General features: G+C 60.4%; 13 protein-coding genes and 6 tRNA genes. 15 read left to right on the plus strand and 4 right to left on the minus strand.

Going from position 1 to position 18,549, the window contains the following annotated elements:
- Window positions 1–67 precede the first annotated feature (67 nt).
- The 3 genes from AC1RTQ_RS20245 to AC1RTQ_RS20255 are packed head-to-tail and all read left to right on the plus strand — an operon-like array spanning window position 68 to window position 1,974.
- Window positions 68–817: an HAD family hydrolase gene (locus AC1RTQ_RS20245; RefSeq protein WP_302091776.1), complete on the plus strand. Its 750-nt coding sequence runs from the start codon at window positions 68–70 to the stop codon at window positions 815–817.
- Window positions 818–862: 45 nt separating this feature from the next.
- Window positions 863–1,711: a DUF2189 domain-containing protein gene (locus AC1RTQ_RS20250; protein WP_492878372.1), complete on the plus strand. Its 849-nt coding sequence runs from the start codon at window positions 863–865 to the stop codon at window positions 1,709–1,711.
- A 47-nt stretch (window positions 1,712–1,758) separates the two neighbouring features.
- Window positions 1,759–1,974: a DUF2788 domain-containing protein gene (locus AC1RTQ_RS20255; protein ID WP_003078455.1), complete on the plus strand. Its 216-nt coding sequence runs from the start codon at window positions 1,759–1,761 to the stop codon at window positions 1,972–1,974.
- A 122-nt stretch (window positions 1,975–2,096) separates the two neighbouring features.
- On the opposite strand, the gene AC1RTQ_RS20260 is transcribed toward AC1RTQ_RS20255, so the two are convergent.
- The 4 genes from AC1RTQ_RS20260 to hpnC all read right to left on the minus strand — a co-directional run bounded on the left by AC1RTQ_RS20260 (window position 2,097) and on the right by hpnC (window position 6,476).
- Window positions 2,097–3,119 carry a Bug family tripartite tricarboxylate transporter substrate binding protein gene (locus AC1RTQ_RS20260; RefSeq protein ID WP_087086057.1) on the minus strand — a complete coding sequence of 341 codons (1,023 nt, stop codon included), beginning with the start codon at window positions 3,117–3,119 and terminating at the stop codon, window positions 2,097–2,099.
- Window positions 3,120–3,268: 149 nt separating this feature from the next.
- Complete coding sequence (hpnE, locus tag AC1RTQ_RS20265) at window positions 3,269–4,615, minus strand: hydroxysqualene dehydroxylase HpnE (protein ID WP_492878374.1); 1,347 nt, start codon at window positions 4,613–4,615, stop codon at window positions 3,269–3,271.
- A 7-nt stretch (window positions 4,616–4,622) separates the two neighbouring features.
- Complete coding sequence (gene hpnD / locus AC1RTQ_RS20270; protein WP_302091773.1) at window positions 4,623–5,462, minus strand: presqualene diphosphate synthase HpnD; 840 nt, start codon at window positions 5,460–5,462, stop codon at window positions 4,623–4,625.
- 132 nt (window positions 5,463–5,594) lie between these two features.
- Entirely contained in the window at window positions 5,595–6,476 is an 882-nt protein-coding gene (hpnC, locus tag AC1RTQ_RS20275) for a squalene synthase HpnC (RefSeq protein ID WP_492878376.1), read from the minus strand.
- Between the two features lie 192 nt (window positions 6,477–6,668).
- On the opposite strand from hpnC, the gene AC1RTQ_RS20280 reads away from it, so the two are divergent.
- The 12 genes from AC1RTQ_RS20280 (at window position 6,669) to AC1RTQ_RS20335 (ending at window position 18,354) form a co-directional block, all read left to right on the plus strand.
- The gene (locus AC1RTQ_RS20280) at window positions 6,669–7,907 is read left to right on the plus strand and encodes an efflux RND transporter periplasmic adaptor subunit (protein ID WP_492878378.1); all 1,239 of its coding nucleotides are present in this window, start codon (window positions 6,669–6,671) and stop codon (window positions 7,905–7,907) included.
- Window positions 7,904–11,113 carry an efflux RND transporter permease subunit gene (locus AC1RTQ_RS20285; RefSeq protein WP_492878380.1) on the plus strand — a complete coding sequence of 1,070 codons (3,210 nt, stop codon included), beginning with the start codon at window positions 7,904–7,906 and terminating at the stop codon, window positions 11,111–11,113. The genes AC1RTQ_RS20280 and AC1RTQ_RS20285 overlap by 4 nt, the downstream gene beginning before the upstream one ends.
- 85 nt (window positions 11,114–11,198) lie before the next feature.
- Window positions 11,199–11,285 (plus strand) — tRNA-Leu (locus AC1RTQ_RS20290).
- 336 nt (window positions 11,286–11,621) lie between these two features.
- A complete protein-coding gene (gene tig / locus AC1RTQ_RS20295; protein WP_302091771.1) occupies window positions 11,622–12,932 on the plus strand; it encodes a trigger factor in 1,311 nt (436 codons plus the stop codon).
- 133 nt (window positions 12,933–13,065) lie between these two features.
- On the plus strand, window positions 13,066–13,674 hold the full coding sequence (gene clpP / locus AC1RTQ_RS20300; RefSeq protein ID WP_003068910.1) for an ATP-dependent Clp endopeptidase proteolytic subunit ClpP: 609 nt from the start codon (window positions 13,066–13,068) through the stop codon (window positions 13,672–13,674).
- 176 nt (window positions 13,675–13,850) lie between these two features.
- Entirely contained in the window at window positions 13,851–15,113 is a 1,263-nt protein-coding gene (clpX, locus tag AC1RTQ_RS20305; protein WP_003057503.1) for an ATP-dependent Clp protease ATP-binding subunit ClpX, read from the plus strand.
- A 154-nt stretch (window positions 15,114–15,267) separates the two neighbouring features.
- Window positions 15,268–17,682, plus strand: a complete 2,415-nt coding sequence (lon, locus tag AC1RTQ_RS20310; RefSeq protein ID WP_492878383.1) for an endopeptidase La — start codon at window positions 15,268–15,270, stop codon at window positions 17,680–17,682.
- A gap of 108 nt (window positions 17,683–17,790) precedes the next feature.
- Window positions 17,791–17,866, plus strand: a tRNA-Gly gene (locus AC1RTQ_RS20315).
- 57 nt (window positions 17,867–17,923) lie between these two features.
- Window positions 17,924–17,999: transfer RNA gene (locus AC1RTQ_RS20320), tRNA-Gly, on the plus strand.
- 57 nt (window positions 18,000–18,056) lie between these two features.
- Window positions 18,057–18,132 (plus strand) — tRNA-Gly (locus AC1RTQ_RS20325).
- Window positions 18,133–18,189: 57 nt separating this feature from the next.
- Window positions 18,190–18,265 (plus strand) — tRNA-Gly (locus AC1RTQ_RS20330).
- A gap of 15 nt (window positions 18,266–18,280) precedes the next feature.
- Window positions 18,281–18,354: transfer RNA gene (locus tag AC1RTQ_RS20335), tRNA-Cys, on the plus strand.
- Window positions 18,355–18,549: the final 195 nt, after the last annotated feature.

Raw genomic sequence — 18,549 nt, forward strand, 5'->3', positions numbered from 1 at the left:
AATTGTGTCAGCTAATCGGATAGGCGCAGCCGCTTTGCGGCATTAGCCGGGCCGCTATTCTTCGGGCATGCAATCCCAAGACACCACAGCCCTTGCCATTGAAACTCTTCAGCGCCTGCGCCACAGCGGCCAGATTCGCGCCATCAGCCTGGATCTGGACGACACGCTCTGGCCCATCTGGCCCACGATTGCCAAGGCAGAGGCCATTTTGCTGCAGTGGCTCGCGCAGCATGCCCCCGGTACGGCCGAGCACCTGGGCGATACGGACAAGGTGCGCGCCTTGCGTCATGAAATCGTTGCACTGCGCCCGGATCTGAAGGCCGATCTCAGCGGCCTGCGCCGCGAGTCCATCCGACTGGCGCTGACCAGGGCCGGTGACGATCCCGCCTTGGCCGAACCGGCCTTCGAGGAGTTCTTTGCGGCTCGCCAGCGCGTCGAGCTGTTTGACGATGCCTTGCCAGCGCTGCAGTTTCTCTCGCAGCGCTGGCCTGTGGTGGCCCTGTCCAATGGCAATGCGAATGTGCATGTGGTGGGTATCGGCGAGCATTTTCGCGCCTCGCTGTCTGCCAGCGCAGCCGGCATGGCCAAGCCCGAGACGCGTTTTTTTCAGGCGGCAGCGGATGCGGCCGGCGTGGCTCCCGAGCATGTGCTGCACATCGGCGACGATGCGCAGCTGGATGCCCGGGGCGCCATGGATGCGGGTATGCACGCAGTCTGGCTCAACCGCGGGCAGGTAGCATGGCCTTGCGTGGGTCCTGAACCCCACGTCACAGTCGCCAGCCTTTGGCAGTTGTGTCAGGGGCTGGCAGATCGTTGACCGGGACGAGGGAAAGCTTTGCGGGTCAGCGAAGAAGGACCGCCTATGCCTACCTGTCTGTCTGCCTGCCTTCTCACGCCGCCTCCGCTGGCACCTGTGCGAACCATTGCCTGGAGCCGGCCTCTGGTTTGGCTGTCCAGAGCCTTGCAGGACATTTCTAACGCTCCGTTAATCAGTCTGGCGCATGGTCTGGCCTTGATCCTGATCGGTGCAGCCATCCTGACCCTGGGGCACAATCGCTTCTGGTTGATGGCAGGAGCCTTGTCGGGCTTTCTGGTGGTGGGGCCTCTGGTGGCCACCAGCCTCTACGCCATCAGCAGGGCCGTCGAACGCGGCGAGGTGGCAGACTGGGGTCTGATCCGCCGCACCTGGACGCAATGGCAAAGCTGCCATGCCACGGGGCGGGGCGGGTACTGGTGCATGGTCAGGTTCGGCGCCATGCTGGCGCTGGCGGCCACGGGCTGGGTGCTGATTTCGGCATCGCTGATCACTGTGATGTCACCTGTGCGGGTGCAGACCCTGCAGGATTTCATTGCGCATGTGGTGCTGGCCAGGGACGGTCAGCTGTTTGTGCAATGGATGGCTTTGGGCAGCTTTCTGGCTGCTCCGATTTTTGCGTCCAGCGTGGTGGCGATGCCGCTGATGCTGGACAGGCGAGTGACCGTGCGCCAGGCCGTGCTGACCAGTTGGTCCGTGGTGCTGGCCAACCCGGGCCCCATGGCCTTGTGGGCGGCACTGATTGTGATGTTGACTTTGCTGGGCCTTGGCAGCTATCTGCTGGGGCTGGTGGTTGTGATGCCCTTGCTGGGCCATGCCAGCTGGCACGCCTATCGAGACCTGGTGGATGCCTCGGCATTCCCTGCCAGGGATGACGCGATAGCGCCTGCCGTCTGAGCGCTGCGCGACCAGGGCCTGGCAAGGGCTGTAAGGACCTGGTTGTCGTGATATTCGGTTATACGGAAGAGCAGATCGCCCACTTTTTCCTGACATGGGGCGTGGGTGCCTTCATCTTGTTCATGGTGTTCATCATCCTGCAGCTGGCGCGTCAGTCCAAGGCAGGCAAGTTCGGCACCTTTGTGATTTGCCTGGGCCTGGGCGTGGGCTTTGTTGGCTATATCGCCAAGATCATCATCCAGTGGTGGATAGAGAGCCACTGAGCTGCGCCACGAACTGTGCGCCATAAGGGCTGACCGACTCAGGACATCGAGCAAGGTCTGCCCTGCATTGAGGATCTTGCCCCCCTTCCGAAACGAAGGGGGAAGGTGCGGCACCTCGGGGTTCAACCCGGTTTCACCTGCGCGCGCTTGAGCACTTTTTGCCAGCGGTTCTGCTCGGTGGCGATGAACTGGGCAAACTGTTCTGGCGTGCTGCCAATGGGTTCGGCCGCGTCGCCTTGCAGGCGCTTGAGCGCATCGGGTGCCTTGACGGCTTTGGCGCATTCTGCGGCCAGCTTGTCCACATGGGCGCGAGGCAGGCTGGAAGGGGCAAGCATGCCGTACCACTGGGTCATCTCGAAGCCGGGAAAGCCCTGCTCGGCCACCGTGGGCACATCAGGCAGCTGTGGCAGGCGCTTGGTCGAACCGGTGGCGATGCAGCGCACCTTGCCGGCCTTGATGAAGGGCAGCAGCGCGGCGGCGCCGACCGAGGCAGCATCAAGACGGCCCGAGAGCAGGTCGGTCATCATGGGGCCGGTGCCGCGATAAGGCACGTGGAGCATGAAGATGTCGGCCGTCATCTTCAGATATTCGAAGGCCAGATGACCTGCGCTGCCGTTGCCGGCCGAGCCATAGCTGAGCTTGCCGGGGTTCTTCTTGGCATAGGCCACCAGATCGGCAATGTTTTTGACGGGCAGATCGGGGTGCACCACATAGAGACTGGGCACCTTGGCTAGCAGGCTCACGGGCACAAAGTCCTTTTTCGGGTCCCAGGGCAGCTTGTCAAAAATATAGGGGTTGACGGCCAGGGTGCCGATATGGCCGAGGATGACCGTGCTCTGGTCGTCGGCGCGAGCCACTTCCTGCATGGCGATATTGCCCGCAGCGCCGGGCTTGTTGTCCACGAATACGTTCTGACCGATGGTCTTGGACAGCTCTGCGGCGGTGGAGCGGGCCACGATTTCAGAGCTGCCGCCGGGCGCAAACGGCACGACAAAGCGAATCGGGCGGTTGGGCCAGCTGTCATCGGCAGCGCGGGCCATGCCAGGCAGCAGGCTGCTGCAGGCCAGGGCTCCGGCACCGGTTAGCAGATGGCGGCGCGAGATGCTTAGAATCTCGCGAGTGGATTTGTCGAACGTGGATGCCATGTTGTCTCCGTTGCTTTTGGCTTTATGCGGCTGAGAGATTGCCTCTTCGAGCATGGTTGCAACTGTGGCTGTCAAATCGCTGTCAAACCCGGTTCAGATGGACTATCCAGACATCAGGATTGTGCTGATAGGGTTTGCTCTAGAGCTGCTCAGCCTTGGTCCATCCGGGCCAGCTCCTCAGCCGCCGCGAGTCCGCAACGTACCGCGCCTTCCAGCGTCGCCGGGTAGGGCCCATTCACATAGTCGCCGCAAGCCCAGAGGCCATGGCCAAGTTCCATGCCAGGGCGCTTCACGTCGGGTCTGCAGGCAAATGTGGCGCGCTTTTCAACCACGGTCAGCACAGCTTGAATGTCCTGCCAGTCCAACTGTTGACGGGCTTGATCCAGTACCTGCTGCTCCAGTGTTTCGCGGTCCGTGCGGCAGTCGCTGACGACAAAAGCCATCAGACCTTGCTGGACGTTATCGGAGGGCTGCAGATGCCCACGGTCAAACACAAACTGGGCTGGAGCCTGCTCGTCAGGCTGCAGTGCAAGCCAAGGCAACTCGGCTGCAAGGCGATGGCAGGTGCGCGCATAGACCGTGGCAATGGCCGTGTGCTCCAGCGCCTGCGCGGTCTGTGCCCAGTGCTGGTAATGCACGCCGTCGCGTGCGGGAAGTCGCTGGTCTTCGGCAGCCAGCAGGGCCAGGCGGGCCGCTTCCTGAGGTGAGCAGGCCAGCAGCACGGCATCGAAGCGCGATTGCTCAAGCGCTGGTGTCAGTGCCGCGTTGGATGCACGCAGCAGCCATTGCCGGCCATGTGGAATCAGCTCCTGAATGCGGCTGGCTGTATGCACCGCATGGCCGCGGCCTTGCAGCCATTGCGCAGCCGGGACGGGAAAGAGATCGCCAAGGCCGCGGCGTGGCACCATAAAGTGCGAGCCGCCTGTGCCCGCGAACAGGGCGTCATGCAGCACACGCAAGAAGATGCTGCCACTTGCCTGCGAGGCTGGCAGGTTGAGGGCTGATACGCACAGAGGTTCGATGAACTCATCGAGCAGGCGCTTTGGCAGACCGTTGCAGATGTCGGCCACGGTGGCCTGGTCTGCGCAGCGAAAGCCCTGAATTCGCCAGCGCAGGGCGCGCGCCAGCAGGGCGGTACGTTCGCGAAGTGACCAGCCGCTGGCGCTGGCAATGCCGACGAGTGCGTCCAGCGGCGCTGGTAGGTTGGGGAAGGACAGGCCGCTGCCATCGGCGTAGCGCATGGCCAGTGGCCTGCGCAGCAGGGCATGCTCTGGCGCTGCACCCACGACGCGCATGAGCCTCAGGCATTCGGCATAGGCTCCGATCAGAATGTGCTGGCCGTTGTCGGCGATGGTGCCGCCTGGCAGCCCCAGATTGCGGGCCCGGCCACCCAACTGGCGGCCGGCTTCGAAAACCGTGGGCCGATGGCCACTGAGCGAGAGCTGTACTGCGGCAGCCATGCCGGCCCAGCCGCCACCGATGATGGCAACTTGCATGGCGCGCTTACATGCGGCCCAGTGCCTGCATTTTCCAGACCAGCCAGAACTTGCGCAGCGGCGTGAGGCTGATGCGCTGGTGCAGCACCTGGAAGTTTTCGGACTCGATTTCGCGCAGCAGGGTGCGATAGATGCTCGCCATCATCAGGCCGGGCTTTTGTGCGTGACGATCGGCGTCCGGCAGCAGGCCCAGCGCCTTGTCATACAGGCTGTGGGCACGCTCGGCCTGAAAGCGCATCAGTGCAGTGAAGCGATCCGAGTACTCGCGCTTGTTGATCTCGTGGGCCTTGACGTCGAACTGCTGCAGCTCGCTGATGGGCAGGTAGATGCGTCCGCGCATGGCGTCTTCGCCCACATCGCGGATGATGTTGGTCAGCTGCAGAGCCTGGCCCAGCGTGTGGGCGTATTCGGTGGTGCGCTCCTCGGTCTGGCCGAAGATGCGGGCGGCGACCTCGCCGACCACGCCGGCGACCAGGTGGCAGTAGCGCTGCAAGCCGGCAAAGTCCAGATAGCGGGTCTGATCCAGATCCATCTGGCAGCCTTCGATGACGGCCTGCAGATGGCGCTCTTCGATGCCATAGGTCTTGGCGTGGGGCATCAGTGCCTGCATCACGGGGTGGACGGATTGACTGGTGAATGCCCTGTGTACCTCGGTCTTCCACCAGGCCAGCTTGGTGGCTGCCACGCCGGGATCCGTGACCTCGTCGACCACGTCATCCACTTCGCGGCAGAAGGCATAGAAAGCCGTGATGGCGGCGCGGCGCTCCTTGGGCAAGAAGAGAAAGGCGTAATAGAAGCTGCTGCCTGAAGAGGCGGCTTTGTCTTGGACGTACTGATCCGGATTCATAGGGGGAGCATTGTCCCATGACGCGGGCGGTTGGCCGACACAACAGTGAAATGCGCGGTATGCACCTGGTTGGATGTCAAATTCAATAGCGCCTTGCACAGGCCTATAAGGAGTTCGGGGCTATCTTTTCGATCACATGCGCACGGCTCGCCAGAGCATGGCGACCATATCGAGCTTGCTCAGCTTGATGCGCTGATAGAGGTTGCGCCCCTGCATGGCGTCCAGTCTGTCCAGAATGCGCAGACCGCCTTGCACGACCAGGCGCAGTTCCCAGCCTGTTCGGCCGGGTAGCTGATGCACCAAAGGCGCCCCATGGATCATCAGGCTGCGGGCCTGGCGGTTGAGCTCGCCGAGCAAAGAGCGCAGCTCGGGTGTCAATGCCGCTGCTTCCGGCTTGATGGCACTGCGCACAAGGCCGTGGCGGGCCAGATCGGCATCCGGCAGGTAGTGGCGCTGGCGCGGCAAGTCCTGGCTCAGATCCTGCCAGAAGTTGATGAGTTGCAGGGCGGTGCAGATGGCGTCGCTCTGAATCAGTGTCTTGGCGTTGACCACGCCATACAGATGCAGCAGCAGGCGGCCGACCGGGTTGGCCGAGCGGCGGCAGTAATCCAGCAACTGGGCCATGTCGGTGTAGCGGCTCTGGGCGGCCGTCATGCGCACATCCTGCTCGAAGGCACTGAGCAGGTCTGCCAGCAATGGCTTGGGTAGACGATGGGCCTGAACCTGAACTGCCAGGGGGCCAAAGACATGGGGCCAGGAGGTTCGCATCAGCATGGCGGCTTCGCCAGCGCTGCCTAGCTGCTGCAGATCGGCGGCATATTGCTGCAACTGTGCCAGGCGCTTCTCTGCGCAGTGTTCGCCTTCGTCGGCCAGGTCGTCAGCGGTGCGTGCAAAGTGGTAGATGGCGGCGATGGGCGCGCGCAGCCGTGGCGGGCATAGCCAGGAGGCGACGGGAAAATTTTCGTAATGGGTGATGCTGGCCGGCGCATTGGCGACGGGGCTTGCTGGGGGCATATGGTTCACGCCCGTATTGTGGACCGGGTGGGCTTGCCTGCTTGCGGCAGCCCATAAAAAGACGGCGCAAAAGCGCACGTGCGTGCACAATCAGCGCTGACTTTGGTGCAGTGGCCTACCCGGCGGCTGCGCTTTTCCTATTTTTTACAAGCCCAGAACACCATGGCTGTTTTGTCTTCTCGTCGTTTTGCAATGTTGTCTTTGCCGCGCCGGCCTGCCGTGCCCTTGGCTGCGCTGTCCATAGTGGCGGCTGCTGTCATGTTGTCGGCCTGTTCCAAGAAGGAGGCTGCGCCCGAGCCGGTGCGCGCAGTCAAGCTGGTGACCGTGGGTGAGGGGCAGATCGAATCTGCCCAGGAATATTCCGGCGATGTGCGGGCCCGTGTGGAGTCTCGCCTCGGCTTTCGCGTGGCGGGCAAGATCACCAGGCGCGAGGTGGAACTGGGCCAGCGTGTGAAGGCTGGACAGGTGCTGGCGCGCCTGGATGCGCGTGACTATCAGCTTAGTGCCGATGCCGCTCGTGCCCAACTGGCCTCGGCCACCACGCAGCGCGATCTGGCCGAGGCCAATGCCAAGCGTTTTCGTACCCTGCGTGCACAGAACTTCATCAGCGCCGCTGAGATGGAACGCTACGAGGCCAATCTGAAGGCGGCCCAGGCCTCGCTCGATCAAGCGCGGGCCCAGCTCTCCAGCCAGTCCAATCAGGAGAACTACACCCAGTTGCTGGCCGATGCCGATGGCGTGGTCACCAGCGTGGAGGCCGAACCCGGTCAGGTGGTTGCGGCCGGCACACCCGTGGTTCGGATTGCCCAGGATGGCGCGCGCGATGCGGTGTTCAACGTGCCGGAAGACCGACGTAGCGCTATCAAGCCGGGGCAAGGCGTGAAGGTGAGGCCCTGGTCGGATGAGTCGCGCGTGATCAACGCCCTGGTGCGTGAGGTGGCGGCCAGCGCCGATCCGGCCACGCGCACCTATGTGGTCAAGGCCGCCCTGCAGGGAACGGACCTGCCCGCACTGGGCGCCACCGTACAGGTCATGCCCGAGGGCATGGGCGTGAGCCGCGAAGCCGTTGGCAGCCAGGTCATCAAATTGCCAACCACGGCCTTGCGCCAGGAGGGCGATAGCGGTCAGGGGACGGCCGTTTGGCTGTACGACGCGGCCAGCAGCTCGGTGAAGCTGCAGCCGGTGCAGATTGCCAGCGCCGACGGCAACGAGGCGGTGATTGCCTCGGGTCTGCAACCCGGAATGCAGGTGGTGGCCACAGGCGCCCATGTGCTGACCCCTGGCCAGAAGGTGACGGTGTATCGCGATAAATATGCCAAGTCGCCACAGAAATCTGTATCAAATCAACCCCAAACGCAGGTGGATAAAGCGCAGAATGCTCCTGAATCTGGAGCGTCTCAGCCTGCAGTTTCTGCGGAGTCGGGCAAATGAGCGGCACTGGACACAAAAAGACCGGTGGCGCGCATTTCAATCTTTCCCGCTGGGCGCTCGATCATGTGGCGCTGACACGCTATTTCATCGTCGTGCTGATGCTGCTGGGCTTTGCGGCCTTTTTTCAGCTGGGGCAGGATGAGGACCCTCCGTTCACCTTCCGGGCCATGGTCATTCGTACCTACTGGCCTGGCGCGACGGCCGAGCAGGTGGCTCAGCAGGTGACGGACAAGATCGAGCGCACGCTGCAGGAAGTGCCTTATGCCGACAAGATCAGCAGCTATTCCAAACCTGGCGAGTCGCAAGTCATCTTCCAAGTCAAGGACTACTCTCCCCCCAAGGAAGTGCCGCAGCTCTGGTATACGGTGCGCAAGAAAGTGGGGGACATGCGCTACACCCTGCCGCAGGGCGTGCAGGGGCCGTTCTTCAATGACGACTTTGGCGACGTTTATGGCGTGATCTATGCGCTGCAGGCCAAGGGCTTCAGTTATGCCGAGCTCAAGACCCTGGCCGACGATGTGCGTCAGCAGCTGCTGCAGGTGCCCGATGTGGCCAAGGTCGAGCAGTTCGGCGTGCAGGACGAAAAGGTCTATGTAGAGCTGTCGCACCGCGCCACGCAGATGGGGCTGAACCTCAAGCAGGTGCTGGATCAGCTCAACCAGCAAAATGCTGTGGCATCGGCCGGTACCTTGCAGACGCCTGCCGAAACCATTGTGTTGCGTGTGCAGGGCCAGTTCAACGACCTGGAGCAATTGCGTGCCATGCCCATCATCGGCCAGGGTGGGGCGCAGTTCAGGTTGGGCGATATCGCCGAAGTGCACCGTGGCTATGCCGATCCGGCCAATGTCATGGTGCGTTTTCAGGGCGAGCCTACGGTGGCCCTGGGGGTGTCCATGGTCAAGGGCGGCGACATCATTGCCCTGGGCAAGGAGCTGACGCAGGCTACGGAGCGCATCGCCAAAAGCCTGCCCGTGGGCGTGACGCTGAGCAATATGCAGAACCAGCCCAAGGCGGTGGCGGATTCGGTCAGCGAGTTTCTCCAGGTACTTGTCGAAGCCGTGGTCGTGGTGTTGGCCGTGAGCTTTCTGAGCCTGGGTCTGCACAAGCGTCCTGGGCAGCATCCGCTGTGGAAGCGCTGGTACATCGACCCGCGCCCCGGACTGGTGGTGGGCATCACCATTCCCCTGGTGCTGGCCGCGACCTTCCTGGCCATGTGGTACTGGAATATCGGTCTGCACAAGGTGTCGCTGGGCTCGCTCATCATTGCGCTGGGCCTGCTCGTGGACGACGCCATCATTGCCGTGGAGATGATGGTGCGCAAGATGGAGGAGGGCTACGACAAGTACCGTGCCGCCACCTTTGCCTATGAGATCACCTCCAAGCCCATGCTGACTGGCACGCTGATCACGGCAGCGGGCTTTCTGCCCATCGGTATGGCCAAATCCATGACAGGCGAATACACCTTCGCCATCTTCGCGGTGACGGTGATTGCGCTGGTGCTCAGCTGGTTTGCCTCGGTGTACTTCGTGCCTTACCTGGGCCTGCTGCTGCTCAAGAAGCCGCCACATGCCGCCAAGCTACCGCCCGAAGTGGCGTCCGGTGAGGTGTCTGCCGAAGAAGCTGGCATCAACACCAACGCAGGTGAGCATGAGCTGTTCGATACGCCGTTCTACAACCGTTTTCGCCGTACAGTGAACTGGTGTGTGCAGCACCGCTGGCTGACGATTGGCGCGACGGTGCTGGTGTTCGTGCTGGGCCTGGCGGGCATGGGCAAGGTGCAGCAGCAGTTCTTCCCCGACTCCAGCCGGCCCGAAGTGCTGGTCGATATATGGTTCCCCGAGGGCACTTCCCTGCAGGCCAACAAGGAAGTGACGCTGCGCGTGGAAAAGCGCTTTTTGCAGCTCGACGGTGTGGAGTCCGTCAGCGAATGGATCGGCTCCGGAGCACCGCGCTTTTATCTTCCGCTGGACCAGGTGTTTCCGCAGAACAACGTATCCCAGTTCATTCTGGTGGCCAAAGATCTGAAGGCACGCGAGGAAATCCGCAAACAGTTGCCGGCGCTGATGGCCGAGGAATTCCCCGAGGTGCGGGCGCGCTCCAAGCTGCTGCCCAACGGGCCGCCCGTGCAATATCCGGTGCAGTTCCGTGTGATGGGCTCGGACCCTGCCAAGCTGCGCACCTACGCCGATGAAGTCAAGGCGCTCATGCAGGCCAATGCAGATATGCGTGGCGTGAACGACAACTGGAACGAGTCCATCAAGGTCATACGCCTGCAGGTTGACCAGGACAAGGCGCGTGCCCTGGGTGTGACCAGCCAGTCGATCGCCGAAGCCACGGGCATGAACTTCAGCGGCACCACCGTGGGGCAGTTTCGCGAAGGCGACAAGCTGATCGATATCGTGATGCGCCCGCCCAAGCAGGACCGTGATGCCATTACTGATATCGCGGCTGTCTATGTCACCACGGCAAACGGGCAGTCCATTCCGCTCACGCAGATTGCCAAGCCCGTCATGGTCTGGGAGCCGGGTGTGATGTGGCGCGAAAAGCGCAACTTCGCGATTACCGTTCAAGGCGATGTGCGTGAGGGTCTGCAGGGTGCCACGCTGACCAACGAGCTGTTGCCGCAACTGCGCAAGATGGAGGCCGGCTGGCATGCTGCCGGTGACACCGGCTATCGCATCGAAGTGGCCGGTGCCGTGGAGGAAAGCTCCAAGGGTTCAGGTGCCATCGTGGCCGGAGTCCCGGTGCTGCTGTTCCTGACTTTCACGCTGCTCATGCTGCAACTGCGCAGCGTCAGCCGCTCGCTGCTGGTGTTTATCACCGGTCCCTTGGGCATCCCTGGCGTGGCGGCGGCCTTGCTGCTGCTGAATCGCCCCTTCGGCTTTGTGGCGCTGCTGGGGGTCGTGGCCTTGATGGGCATGATTCAGCGCAATTCGGTCATCCTGATCGATCAGATCGAGAGTGGACGTGCCCAGGGTGTGCCGGCCTGGGATGCGATTGTGGAGGCTGCCGTTCACAGGCTGCGTCCCATCGTGCTGACTGCGGCGGCTGCCGTGTTGGCCATGATCCCGCTGTCGCGCAGCGTGTTCTGGGGCCCCATGGCTGTGGCCATCATGGGCGGTCTGATTGTGGCGACCGTGCTGACCTTGCTGGCCTTGCCCGCCATGTATGCGGCAGCTTTTCGCATCAGAAAGGACACAGCCTGAGCCTGTTTTGCGCGAAAGAGCGCCGGTTTTGCGGCTAGAATCTGCGTCTTGACCTCAGTAAGCGTAAATTTGCGCATTGCTGACCGCGCGGGTGGCGAAATTGGTAGACGCACCAGGTTTAGGTCCTGACGGTGGCAACACCGTGCCGGTTCGAGTCCGGCTCCGCGCACCAGACATTGGCAGTCCCTGCTGCCTCAAGCCCGTAACCACAAGCCGTTACGGGCTTTTTCTTTTCCCGCCCCCTTCTTTGTATGTGCGGCGTCAGCTTTTAAGGCAAACCCCTGTAGGGCGATGGCAGAGCCTGCGCAGCGCCTCGTTATAATGGTCGGCTTCGCCTGTTCCTGATTTGAACAAATGCCTGGTGCCAGACGCTGGGGCAAATGACCGGGGCAGGCTCTGGAAATTTGTGGTGCCGCATGTCGTTGGGTGTGCGCGCACTGTGACTTTGCGCAATACGGTGCGGGTTGCTTGGCAATCTGCACGGTCCTCATCCCTCTTAGGAAAAATCATGGCCGTTAACGTTGAAACTCTTGAAAAGCTCGAGCGCAAGATCACGCTGAGCGTGCCCCTGTCTGCGATCCAGTCTGAAGTTGATGCTCGCCTGAAAAAGGTAGCGCGCACTGTGAAGATGGATGGCTTCCGTCCTGGCAAGGTGCCCATGAGCGTTGTGGCTCAGCGTTATGGCTACTCCGTGCAATACGAAGTGCTGAACGACAAGGTGGGCGAGGCTTTTGCCGCTGCCGTGAATGAAGCCGATCTGCGCGTTGCTGGTCAGCCCAAGATCACCGAGAAGGATGGCGCTCCCGAAGGCGAGGCACAATTCGATGCCGTGTTTGAGGTCATGCCCGAAGTCAAGATCGGCGACCTGACCGCTGCTGAAGTGGAAAAGCTGACCACCAGCGTGGATGACGCCGCCATCGACAAGACCGTGGACATTCTGCGCAAGCAGCGTCGCACCTTTACCGAGCGTGCAGCCGGTGAAGCAGCCGTGGACGGCGACCGCGTGACCGTGGACTTCGAAGGCAAGATCGACGGCGAGACTTTCTCCGGCGGCAAGGCTGAAGACTTCCAGTTCCTGGTCGGCGAAGGCCAGATGCTCAAGGAATTCGAAGACGCAACCCGCGGCATGAAGGCTGGCGAGTCCAAGACTTTCCCCCTGGCCTTCCCCGCTGACTACCATGGTGCCGATGTGGCTGGCAAGACCGCCGACTTCCTGGTGACCGTCAAGAAGGTGGAAGCTCCCAACCTGCCCGAAGTGAATGAAGAGTTCGTCAAGACTCTGGGTGTGGACGGCGGCTCCGTTGAAGCCCTGCGCGACGACATCAAGAAGAACCTGGAGCGCGAAGTGAAGTTCCGCGTTCAGGGCCGCAACAAGCAAGCCGTGATGGATGCCCTGGTGTCCGTGGCCGAGCTGGATCTGCCCAAGGCTTCCGTGCAAGCTGAAGTGGGCCGCCTGCTGGAAGGCGCACGCGCCGAGCTGGAACAGCGCGGCATCAAGGACGCGGCCAAGGCTGAAATCCCTGAAGACATCTTCCTGCCCCAAGCCGAGCGTCGTGTGCGCCTGGGCCTGGTGGTGGCCGAGCTGGTCAAGACCAACAACCTGCAAGCCACTGCCGAGCAGATCAAGGCTCATGTGGAAGAGCTGGCATCCAGCTACGAGAAGCCCGAAGACGTGGTGCGCTGGTACTTCGGCGACCGCAACCGTCTGGCTGAAGTGGAAGCCGTTGTGATCGAAAACAACGTGACCGAGTTCGTTCTGAGCAAGGCCAAGGTGACCGATAAGGCCGTTTCCTTCGACGAGCTGATGGGTCAAGCCTAAGGGCTGGATCTTTTATCGGTGCTTGCCCTAGGCGAGTTCCGATAAGTTAAATTGCGGGGCTTGTGCTTTTGCGCGCAAGCCCCATTTTCTTTTCAGAATGCGGCTACAGTAGGCGCATAGCACTGGAGAAAACATGAGCGCATTGGATACATTGGGTTTGGGCATGGTGCCCATGGTCATTGAACAGTCGGGTCGCGGTGAGCGCTCCTATGACATTTATTCGCGTCTGCTCAAGGAGCGCGTGATTTTCCTGGTGGGCGAGGTTAACGATCAGACTGCCAACCTGGTGGTGGCCCAGTTGTTGTTCCTGGAAAGCGAAAATCCCGACAAGGATATTTCCTTCTATATCAACTCCCCCGGCGGCAGCGTGACGGCAGGTATGGCGATTTTTGACACCATGAATTTCATCAAGCCTGACGTCTCGACGCTGTGCACCGGTATGGCGGCAAGCATGGGTGCGTTCCTGCTGTCGGCCGGAGCCAAGGGCAAGCGCTATGCACTGCCCAATGCCCAGGTCATGATTCACCAGCCTCTGGGCGGTGCACGTGGTCAGGCGACCGAAATCGAAATTCATGCCCGCGAAATCATCAAGACACGCGAGCGTCTGAACAAAATACTTGCCGAGCGTACCGGCCAGCCTCTGGAAAAGATCCAGAACGACACCGAGCGTGATTATTTCCTTTCCGCCGATGAGGCTAAGGAATACGGCCTGGTTGACCAGGTAATCAGCAAGCGTTCCTGAAATGCATAGCACCGAGTCCAATGTCTGATTGGGCTTACGTGTGCTTGCACAGAAAAACCTGGGAGCTGCTGACTGGCTCTTAGGACTTGCTCGGCGGCGTTTGTCCCTGATGGCCTACGCCGCCTTGTCTTTGGTTATCATTAATTTTCGTTTTTTCGTAACGAGGCACAGCCCCCATGGCCGATAAAAAAGGCTCTTCCACCGAAAAGAATTTGTATTGCACCTTCTGCGGCAAAAGCCAGCACGAGGTCAAGAAGCTGATCGCCGGCCCGTCCGTGTTCATCTGCGACGAGTGCATCGACTTGTGCAATGAGATCATTCGCGACGAACAGCCTGCCGCCGATGCCAAGGAAGGTCGCGGCGATCTGCCGACGCCTGCTGAAATCAAGGCCAATCTCGACAACTATGTGATCGGCCAGGAGCAGGCCAAGCGCACGCTGGCCGTGGCTGTCTACAACCACTACAAGCGCCTGAACCACAAGGACAAGGCAGGCAAGGACGATGTGGAGCTCAGCAAGAGCAATATCTTGCTGATCGGTCCCACGGGTTCGGGCAAGACCTTGCTGGCTCAAACGCTGGCGCGTCAGCTCAATGTGCCATTCGTGATGGCCGATGCCACCACGCTGACCGAGGCCGGCTATGTGGGCGAGGATGTCGAGAACATTATTCAGAAGCTGCTGCAAAGCTGCGAGTACGACGTCGAGCGTGCTCAGCGCGGCATTGTCTACATCGATGAAATCGACAAGATCTCGCGCAAGTCGGACAACCCCAGCATCACGCGTGACGTCTCGGGTGAGGGCGTGCAGCAGGCTCTGCTCAAGCTGATTGAAGGCACGATGGCCAGCATTCCTCCTCAGGGTGGACGCAAGCATCCCAACCAGGACTTTCTGCAGATTGACACCACCAATATCCTGTTTATCTGCAGCGGCGCGTTCGCGGGATTGGAAAAAGTCATCGAGAACCGCACCGAGGCTTCGGGCATTGGCTTTGGCGCTACCGTCAAGAGCAAGAAGCAGCGTTCCATCTCGGAGATGTTCCTCGAGATCGAGCCTGAGGATCTGATCAAGTTCGGCATCATCCCCGAGCTGGTGGGGCGTATGCCCGTGGTGACGGCGCTGGCCGAACTCAGCGAAGAGGCGCTGGTGCAGATCCTGACCGAGCCCAAGAATGCGCTGGTCAAGCAGTACAGCAAGTTGCTGGCCATGGAGGGTGTGGAGTTGGAGATCCGCCCTGCGGCCCTGAAGGCGATCGCCCGCAAGGCCCTGGCTCGCAAGACCGGTGCCCGTGGCCTGCGCTCCATCGTCGAGCAGGCACTGATCAGCACCATGTTCGAGCTGCCGACCGCCGAGAATGTGGAAAAGGTCGTGGTGGAAGAAGCCACCATTGAAGACGGCAAGGAGCCGCTGCTGGTTTACCGCGAAGCGGCCAAAAAGGCCTGATACTGTGCTTGCGTGCAAGGCGACCTCTCAATCGGCTCGCTTTGTCGCCTGTGGCTGAAAGGCAATGCCCCTGCGGCGGCAAAAACAATTTGCCCCCGGGGGTTGAAATACACCGGTAAGCGGACCATCTTCCGCTGAGAAACCGAGGATACCTATGTCTGGACAAACCCCTTTGCCTTCTACCGAGCTGGACCTGCCACTGCTGCCGCTGCGCGATGTGGTGGTGTTTCCGCATATGGTGATTCCGCTGTTCGTGGGGCGTGCCAAGAGCATCAAGGCTCTGGAGCTGGCCATGGAAGGCGACCGCCGCATCATGCTGGTGGCGCAGAAGACGGCCTCCAAGGACGAGCCTGCAGCGGAAGACATGTTTGATGTGGGCTGTGTCTCCACCATCTTGCAGATGCTCAAGTTGCCCGACGGCACCGTGAAGGTGCTGGTGGAGGGCCAGCAGCGCGCGCTGGTCAAGCAGGTCGCCGACGAAGAGTCTCACTTCACGGCATCTGTGACGCCTGTGGAGCCCGACGGCGTTGCCCATGAGCAAAGTGAAATCGAAGCTTTGCGCCGTGCGGTGACCCAGCAGTTTGACCAGTACGTCAAACTCAACAAGAAAATTCCGCAGGAAATCCTGACCTCAATCGCCAGCATTGACGATGCCGGTCGTCTGACGGACACCATTGCGGCGCACCTGCCTCTCAAACTCGAGAGCAAGCAGGCTGTGCTGGATCTGGTGGACATCAAGGAGCGTCTGGAAAACTTGTTCGAGCAACTCGAGCGCGAGGTCGATATCCTCAACGTCGACAAGCGCATCCGTGGCCGCGTGAAGCGCCAGATGGAGAAAAATCAACGCGACTTCTATCTGAATGAGCAGGTCAAGGCCATTCAAAAGGAGCTGGGCGAAGGTGAGGACGGTGCCGACATCGAGGAGATCGAGAAAAAGATCAAGCTCGCCAAGATGCCAGCCGAGGCCCGCAAAAAGGCTGAGGCCGAGCTCAAGAAGCTCAAGCTGATGTCACCCATGTCGGCTGAAGCTTCAGTGGTGCGCAACTACATCGAAGTGCTGACTGGTCTACCCTGGAGCAGGAAGACCAAGATCAAGCACAACCTGGCGAATGCCGAGGAAGTGCTGAACGAAGATCACTTTGGCCTGGAAAAGGTCAAGGACCGCATTCTTGAGTATCTTGCTGTGCAGCAGCGTGTGGACAAGGTCAAGGCTCCGATTCTGTGCCTGGTGGGTCCTCCCGGCGTGGGCAAGACCTCGCTCGGACAGTCCATTGCCAAGGCCACAGGTCGCAAGTACGTGCGTATGGCACTGGGCGGCATGCGAGATGAGGCGGAAATTCGCGGTCACCGCCGTACCTATATCGGCGCCATGCCCGGCAAGGTGCTGCAGAGCCTGGAGAAGGTTGGTACGCGCAATCCTCTGTTCCTGCTGGACGAAATCGACAAGCTGGGTATGGACTTCCGTGGCGATCCTTCGAGTGCGCTGCTGGAGGTGCTGGATCCTGAGCAGAACAACAAGTTTGGTGACCACTACGTGGAGGTCGACTTCGACCTGTCCGATGTGATGTTTGTGGCGACTTCCAACTCCATGAACATTCCTTCGGCCTTGCTGGATCGCATGGAGGTGATTCGCCTGTCGGGCTATACCGAAGACGAAAAGACCAATATCGCCGTGCGCTACCTGCTGCCCAAGCAACTCACCAACAACGGTGTGAAGGATGGCGAGCTGGAAGTGACCGAAGCCGCGATTCGCGACATCGTGCGCTACTACACCCGCGAGGCGGGCGTGCGTTCGCTTGAGCGCGAGCTGTCCAAGATTTGCCGCAAGGTGATCAAGGGCTTGCAACTTGGCAAGCTTCAGCCCAAGGTGGAGGTGAATGCCGACAACCTCAATGAATATCTGGGCGTGCGCAAGTTCAGCTATGGCCGTGCCGAGCATGCCAATCAGGTGGGGCAGGTTGTGGGTCTGGCCTGGACCGAAGTCGGAGGGGATCTGCTGACCATCGAGGCTGCAACCATGCCAGGCAAGGGGGTCATCACCCGTACCGGTTCACTGGGTGATGTGATGAAGGAGTCGGTCGAAGCTGCTCGCACCGTGGTGCGTAGCCGCGCTCGCCTGCTCGGCATCAAGGATGAAGCCTTCGAGAAAAAGGACATCCATGTGCACGTGCCTGATGGCGCTACACCCAAGGATGGCCCCAGCGCCGGTGCTGCGATGACGACAGCTTTTGTCTCGGCTCTCACTGGCATTCCCGTGCGAGCTGATGTGGCCATGACCGGTGAAATCACCTTGCGCGGTGAAGTCACTGCGATCGGCGGCCTCAAGGAAAAGCTGCTGGCTGCTCTGCGTGGTGGCATCAAGACCGTGCTCATTCCTGAAGAGAATGCCAAGGATTTGCAAGACATTCCCGATAATGTGAAGAGCGGTCTGGAAATCGTTCCTGTGAAGTGGATCGATCAGGTTCTCAAGGTGGCTCTGGAGCGTGTGCCGGATCCTTTGACTGAGGAAACTGTTGCGGCCGTAGCGTCCACTGATGTCAAGCCGGTAGAGGCGGCCATCAAGCACTAAGCTTGTTTTGTGAAAATTGTGGCGTTTTTTCTGAGAGGGCTCAGAACTGCGCTACAATTCATCCATCGCAGCAAACAACGTTGTACAATGTTGGGCTTCGGTAGATATGCGGGAATAGCTCAGTTGGTAGAGCGATACCTTGCCAAGGTATAGGTCGACGGTTCGAACCCGTTTTCCCGCTCCAGGTTTTCAGAACCTGTAGCAATACAGGTTCGCATCAAAGAGTGAAAGCTTTTTGAATGCGGGAATAGCTCAGTTGGTAGAGCGATACCTTGCCAAGGTATAGGTCGACGGTTCGAACCCGTTTTCCCGCTCCAGGTTTTCAGAGCCTGTAGCAATACAGGTTCGCATCAAAGGGTGAAGGCTCTTTGAATGCGGGAATAGCTCAGTTGGTAGAGCGATACCTTGCCAAGGTATAGGTCGACGGTTCGAACCCGTTTTCCCGCTCCAGGTTTTCAGAACCTGTAGCAATACAGGTTCGCATCAAAGAGTGAAAGCTTTTTGAATGCGGGAATAGCTCAGTTGGTAGAGCGATACCTTGCCAAGGTATAGGTCGACGGTTCGAACCCGTTTTCCCGCTCCAGATTTTTGTGATAACGGCGCGATAGCAAAGCGGTTATGCCCCGGATTGCAAATCCGGTTAGACCAGTTCGACTCTGGTTCGCGCCTCCAAACTAGTGGCACAAGCCCTGCAGATGAAAGTCTGCAGGGCTTTTTGCTTTGTGCGCTTGGTATCGGCAGGCTGAGGTGCCCATGTGCCGGCGAGTCTTGGAGACCAGGGCCACATCTGCATCACCCTATGCAACTCGGGCTGCTGCAGGCGATGTCCTTTCGCTATGAAAAAGCCCAGGGCAATGCCTTGGGCGA

Source organism: Comamonas sp. GW821-FHT11H03 (assembly GCF_058807955.1).